The sequence below is a fragment of the Pseudomonas sp. UBA6753 genome, assembly GCF_002453565.1.
GTDB classification, from domain to species: Bacteria; Pseudomonadota; Gammaproteobacteria; order Pseudomonadales; family Pseudomonadaceae; genus Aquipseudomonas; species Aquipseudomonas putida_Z.
Genome location: NZ_DKHD01000027.1, coordinates 42,292 through 48,880, shown reverse-complemented (window position 1 = coordinate 48,880; position 6,589 = coordinate 42,292). Strand labels below are relative to the sequence as shown.

The 6,589-nt window shown below is 65.5% G+C and carries 1 protein-coding gene; it reads left to right on the top strand.

Annotated elements, in window-relative coordinates; all coding sequences use genetic code 11:
- Positions 1-6,497 (top strand): non-ribosomal peptide synthetase (locus B2790_RS10220; RefSeq protein WP_286918765.1); only part of this gene is annotated, 6,497 nt, incomplete at its 5' end.
- Positions 6,498-6,589: the final 92 nt, after the last annotated feature.

Genomic DNA, 6,589 nt, shown 5'->3' with positions numbered 1-6,589 from the left:
TCGGCGCGTTGCTGTACGGCGGTCGGGCGGTGATGGTGGCCAAGGACGTGGCGCGTTCCACCGAGGACTTCCATGCGCTGCTGCAGCGTGAGCAGGTCACGGTGCTGAACCAGACGCCGTCGGCGTTCCGCCAGTTGATCCCGGTGGCCTGCGCGGCAGCGCGTCAGGGGCTGGGTCTGGCCCTGCGGCATGTGGTGTTCGGCGGCGAAGCGCTGGATGTGAGCAGCCTCGAGCCCTGGTTCGAGGTGTTCGGCGACCAGCAGCCACGGCTGATCAACATGTACGGCATCACCGAAACCACGGTGCATGTGACCTACCGGCCGATCACCAAGGCCGACCTGGCCAAGGGCGCGAGCAGCCCGATCGGCGAGGTGATCCCGGACCTGTCGTGGTACCTGCTGGATGCCGCGCTGAATCCGGTGGCCCCGGGCAGCCACGGCGAACTGGTGATCGGCCAGGCCGGCCTGGCGCGGGGGTATCACGGGCGCCCGGGGCTGACCGCCGAGCGCTTCGTGCCGAACCCGTTCGACAGCCAGGGTGGCCGCCTGTACCGCTCGGGCGACCTGGCCCGCTACGGCGGCGCGGGGGTGGTGGAGTACCTGGGGCGGATCGACCATCAGGTGAAGATTCGAGGTTTTCGCATCGAACTGGGCGAGATCGAGGCGCGGCTGCAGGCGCAGGCCAGCGTGGCCCAAGGCGTGGTACTGGCCCAGGACGGCCCGGGCGGCAAGCAGCTGGTGGGTTATGTAGTGCCTGCCGATGCGGCCGTGATGGCCAGCACCGAGGCCCAGGCTGCCGAGCGTGACGCGCTGCGCACTGCGCTGAAGGCGAACCTGCCGGACTACATGGTGCCGGCCCACCTGCTGTTCCTGGCCAAACTGCCCTTGACCGCCAATGGCAAGCTGGACCGCCGTGCATTGCCGCAACCGGACGCCAGCCTGCTGCAAGCGGCATACGTGGCCCCGCAGAGTGAACTGGAACACCAGATCGCGGCGATCTGGGCCGATGTGCTGAAACTGGAGCGGGTAGGCCTGGACGACAACTTCTTCGAACTGGGTGGCGACTCCATCGTTTCCCTTCAGGTCGTGGGCAAGGCCCGCCAGGCCGGCGTGCAGTTCACCCCCAAGCAACTGTTCCAGCATCAGACCGTACAAGGCCTGGCCACGGTGGCACGGCGTGTTGTCGAAGGTATTGGCGAGCAAGGGCCGATCACGGGCAGCACACCGCTGACCCCGATTCAGCAATGGTTCTTCGAGGCCGACATCGGTGAGCGTGGGCATTGGAACCAGTCGATTCTGCTGACACCCAGCGAACCCCTGCAAGCGGACCGCCTGCACGATGCGTTGCTGGCACTGGTCGCCCATCATGATGCACTGCGCCTGGGCTTCGAGCAGCAGGCGGGGGCCTGGCAAGCCGAGTACAAGCCACAGCACCAGGCGCGGATACTCTGGGAGCATGCGTGCGCGGACGAGGAGGCGTTGTCCGCACTCGCTGACCAGGCCCAACGCAGCCTGAACCTGCAACAAGGCTTGCTGGTCCGTGCGCTGCTGGCCAGCCTGCCCGATGGCAGCCAGCGTCTGCTGCTGGTCATTCATCACCTGGCGGTAGATGGTGTGTCGTGGCGCCTGTTGCTGGAGGACCTGCAACAGGCCTACCAGGCCCTGGGCAACCGACAGCCGGTGCAATTGCCAGCCAAGACCAGCGCCTACAAGACCTGGGCGCAGCACCTGCAGGCCTATGCCCAGAGCGAGGCGCTGCAAGCGGAACTTGCCTACTGGCAAGCGCAGTTGCAGGGCACCAGCGACCACCTGCCGTGCGCCAATGCGCAGGGCGGCAACCAGCAGCAGCACGCTGCGTCGGTCAGTACGCGGCTGGGCCGCGAAGCCACCCGACAGTTGTTGCACGATGCCCCTGCGGCCTATCGCACGCAGATCAATGACTTGCTGCTGACAGCCCTGGCTCGGGTGATCGCCCTCTGGACCGAGCGGCCGGAGGTGTTGGTCAGGCTGGAAGGCCATGGCCGGGAAGACCTGTTCGATGACATTGACCTGAGCCGCACGGTGGGCTGGTTCACCAGCATGTACCCAGTGAAGTTGAGCCCGCTGGGCGGGATCGCCGAATCGATCAAGGCGGTCAAGGAGCAACTGCGGGCCGTGCCGAACAAAGGCCTTGGCTATGGCGCGCTGAAGTACATGGGGCCGGCTGGTGCGCGTGAGGCCCTGGCTGCGTTGCCTCAGGGCGAGATCGTGTTCAACTACCTCGGGCAGTTCGACGGTAGCTTCGATGAGCAGTCGGGCTTGTTCGCACCCGCGCGCGAATACGGCGGTGCGGCCAAACCAGCCGATGCGCCACTCGATAGCCAGATCGCCCTGAACGGCCAGGTTTACGGCGGCGAGCTGAAACTTGGCTGGACCTTCAGTGCGCAGCGCTACGACACCGCGGTCATGCAAAAGTTGGCAGATGACTATGCCGCAGAGCTTGGCGCGTTGATTGCTCATTGCTGCGAGCCTGGCAACCGTGGTGTAACGCCTTCGGACTTCCCACTGGCCGCGCTGCGCCAACAACAGCTGGATGAGCTGCCGGCAGTTGCACGGCAGGTGGCCGATATCTACCCACTGTCGCCGATGCAGCAGGGCATGCTGTTCCATTCGCTGCAGGGGCCTGAAGGCGCGCTTTACATCAACCAGACTTCGGTGGAAGTCAAAGGCCTGGAAATCGAACGGTTCGTGGCAGCCTGGCAGCAGGTGATCGACTGCCACGATATCCTGCGCAGTGCCTTCTGGTCGGCGCCCCACTTGGCCGAACCTTTGCAGCTTGTCTACCGCAAGGTCGAATTGCCGGTGGTCGTGCATGACTGGCGCGACCGCTCGGTAAGTGCGCAGATGCTGCAGGCGCTGGCCGAGGCCGATGCCGCACAAGGCCTGGACCTGAGTGTCGCACCGTTGATGCGCCTGACCCTGGTGCGGCTGGACGACGAACGTTTGCACCTGCTGTGGACCCGTCATCACATACTGATGGACGGCTGGAGTACCTCGCGGCTGCTTGGCGAGGTGTTGCAGACTTACCATGGCCACCCAGCACGAGCGCCGGCAGGGCGGTTTGGCGATTACATCCGCTGGCTTGCCGGGCAGCCCAAGGCGGCGCTGGAGCAGTTCTGGCGAGGCAAGCTGCAAGAGCTGGAAAGCCCCACCTGGCTGGCGGACAGCCTGGCGGCTCGCCCCGCGGCAGACCTGCAGGGGCACGCCGCGCTGTACCTGCGCTGGGATGCCTCGCGTACCCGGCAACTGCGCGAGCAGGCCCAGCGCTTGCGCATCACCCCCAACACCTTGATCCAAGCGACCTGGCTGCTGCTGCTGCAGCGCTATACCGGGCAAGCCACGGTGTGCTTCGGCGCCACCGTGGCGGGCCGGCCAGCCGGCTTGCCCGGTGCCGACGAAATGCTGGGGTTGTTCATCAACACCTTGCCGGTGGTGCAGACGCCCCAACCGCAGCAGCGGATTGTCGACTGGCTGCAGCAACTGCAGGCCTGCAACCTGGAACTGCGCGACCACGAACATGCAGCCTTGGCCGATGTGCAGCGCTGGGCAGGGCAGGCCGGGCAAGCGTTGTTCGACAGCATCGTGGTGTTCGAGAACTACCCGGTGGACGAACGCCTGCAGGAAGGTGGTGGTGGCTCGCTGCAGTTCGGTGAGGTGAGCAACCGCGACGTGACCAACTACGCCATGGACCTGGCGGTGCATCTGGGCGAGACGCTCTCGGTCGAGTTCCTCTACTTGCGCAACCGCTTCACGGAGCAAGCCACCGACAGCATTCGTGGCAGTTTCGAACGGCTGCTCGAGGGCATGCTCGACAACCCTCACGCCACCGTGGGCAGCCTGGACATGCTGACCCCGGCGCAAGCGCAGCAGGCCCAGGCTCGCAACGGCTTGCAGCCATGCGAGCAGGCCATGCCAAGGCTGGCCGAGCTGATTGCCAGGCATGCCCAGGTGCGGCCAGAGGCAATTGCGGTGGCCTGTGGCGAGCGACAGTTGAGCTACGCCCAACTGGATGAGCGTGCCAACCGCCTGGCACACCACCTGATTGCCTTGGGAGCGCGCCCGGAGGTTACGGTGGGCATCGCCCTGGAACGCTCGGTGGAGGTGATCGTGGCATTCCTGGCGGTGATGAAAACCGGCGCCGCCTATGTGCCGCTGGATATCGACTACCCGCAGGACCGCTTGCAGTGGATTGTCGAGGATTCGGCCATGCACCTGCTGGTGACGAGCAGCGGCTTGCGCCAGCGGTTTGCCGGGGTGGAGCACTGCGTGGAGCTGGACCTTCTGGCTATCACCAGCTTGCCGTCCGATGCCCCTCAGGTGATGGTGCACGACACTAACCTGGCGTACCTGATCTATACCTCTGGCTCCACCGGCAAGCCCAAGGGCGTGGCGGTCAGCCACGGGCAGATCGGCCTGCACTGCCAGGCAATCGCTCACCTTTACCAGATGGATGAAAGCACTCGCGAGCTGTTGTTCATGTCGTTCGCTTTCGACGGTGCCCAGGAGCGTTGGCTGTCGACCTTGTCGTCAGGCGGCGGCCTGGTGGTGCGCGGTAGCCAGCTGTGGACTGCCGAGCAAACCTGGCAGGTACTGCATGCCGAGCGCATCGACATTGCTTGCTTCCCGCCGGCGTATCTGCAGCAACTGGCCGAGTTCGCGCAAACCCGGCAGGAGGCCGCACCGCCGGTGCGCATCTATTGCTTTGGCGGTGACGCGGTGCCCGATGCACTGTTCGAACTGGTCAAGCGGACCTTGCGCCCGCAGTTCCTGACCAATGGCTACGGGCCTACCGAAACGGTCGTGACCCCCCTGTTGTGGAAAGTATCGGCGCAGCAGTCATGCCAGGCGGTGTATGCGCCGATCGGTGAGCGGGTTGGCCAGCGTACGCTGCATGTGCTGGACCAGGGCCTGAACCCGGTGCCCGATGGCGTGGCCGGGGAGCTCTACATTGGTGGCGAGGGTGTGGCGCGCGGGTATCACCAGCGTCCGTCCCTGACCGCCGAGCGCTTTGTCGCCGACCCGTTTGCCCAGGGCGGGCGGCTGTACCGCACCGGTGACCGGGTGCGTCGTCGGGCGGATGGCGTGATCGATTTCATCGGCCGCCTGGACAACCAGTTGAAGGTTCGCGGTTTCCGCATCGAACCTGGGGAAGTCGAAGCACGGCTGCGGAATCTGGCGGATGTGCGGGATGCTGTGGTGGTGGCCCGGGAGGGCGCTACCGGCAAGCAATTGGTGGCGTATCTGGTCACCGGCAATGGGGTGACTTCCGCTACGCCATTGCGTGACGCCTTGCGTGCCGACCTGCCGGACTACATGGTGCCGACCCAGTGGGTATTGCTGCCGGCGTTTCCACTCACGCCCAATGGCAAGATCGATCGCAATGCGCTGCCGGCCCCGGAGTTGGCCGGGCGCCCGGTGCGGGTGGCTCCGCGCGATGACACGGAAAAGGCGCTGGCGGCCATCTGGCAGGAAGTGCTGGAAGTGGATGAAGTTGGTGTCGATGACAACTTCTTCGAGTTGGGGGGCGATTCGCTGCGCGTGCTGAAGATGCTGTCGAAGGTACGAGCACGGTCCGACCTGTCGATCGAGCTGAAACTGCGCGATGTCATGGCCAGGCCCACCATTGGCGAGCTTTCCGGCTATACCGATGCCGACGTCGCCCTTGATCCGATGCTGCTGCTCAACAGCCGGGTAGCCGGGGCCAGGCCGCTGTTCTGCCTGCATGCAGGCTTTGGCACGGTGTTCGACTACGAGCCGCTGGCGCGCCGGCTGGAAGGGCATTGCAGCGTCTACGGCGTGCAATGCCGCATGCTGCTCGATCGCAACTGGCAGGATGATTCGTTGCAGGCCATGGCGATCGACTATGCCCAGTACATTCGCCAGAAGCAGCCCGAAGGGCCATACCAGCTTGCCGGCTGGTCGCTGGGTGGCACGCTGGCGGTGCTGGTGGCCCAGGAGCTGGAAGCCCAGGGCCAGCAAGTATCGTTGCTTGGCCTGGTCGACAGTTTCATCCCCACCGGTGCGCCGGCAACGCCGGCGGCGGACTGGAGTGCCGACCTTGGCAACTTCCTGAGTGTGCTGCTGGGGCTGGCCAAGGAGCAGCTGGTGCTGCCTGCCATCGCGGCGGGCAGTGGTGTGCCGCTGCTTGAGCGGCTGATCGAAGCGGCACGCTCGGGGCTGCAGGTAGCGTCGGCCTTCGCCAGTGTCGAAAGCGCCGAACTGGCCCACACCTTTGCCGTGGCGATGCGGCTCAAGGCGTTGTCGGAACGGTTGCCGGCATTGCCGGCAACCCGCGCCGCTGCCTTGTGCTGGTGGGCAGGTGACCATGGCCAACGCTTCGCGGTTCACGGGAGCGGTGAGAACCACGCGGTTGCAGCGGGTCACTATGACATCCTCAAGCATCCGGACGTGATCGAGGGGCTCGCGGCCAGGCTGGTGGCGGAGCCGGTCATGGGTTGACCCGGCAAGGCCGGCTGAATGACCTGCGGGACCCACGTTCAACGTGGGCCCCACAGGTTTTTTCATGTCGGCAGTGTCGCCACCGAGACGAA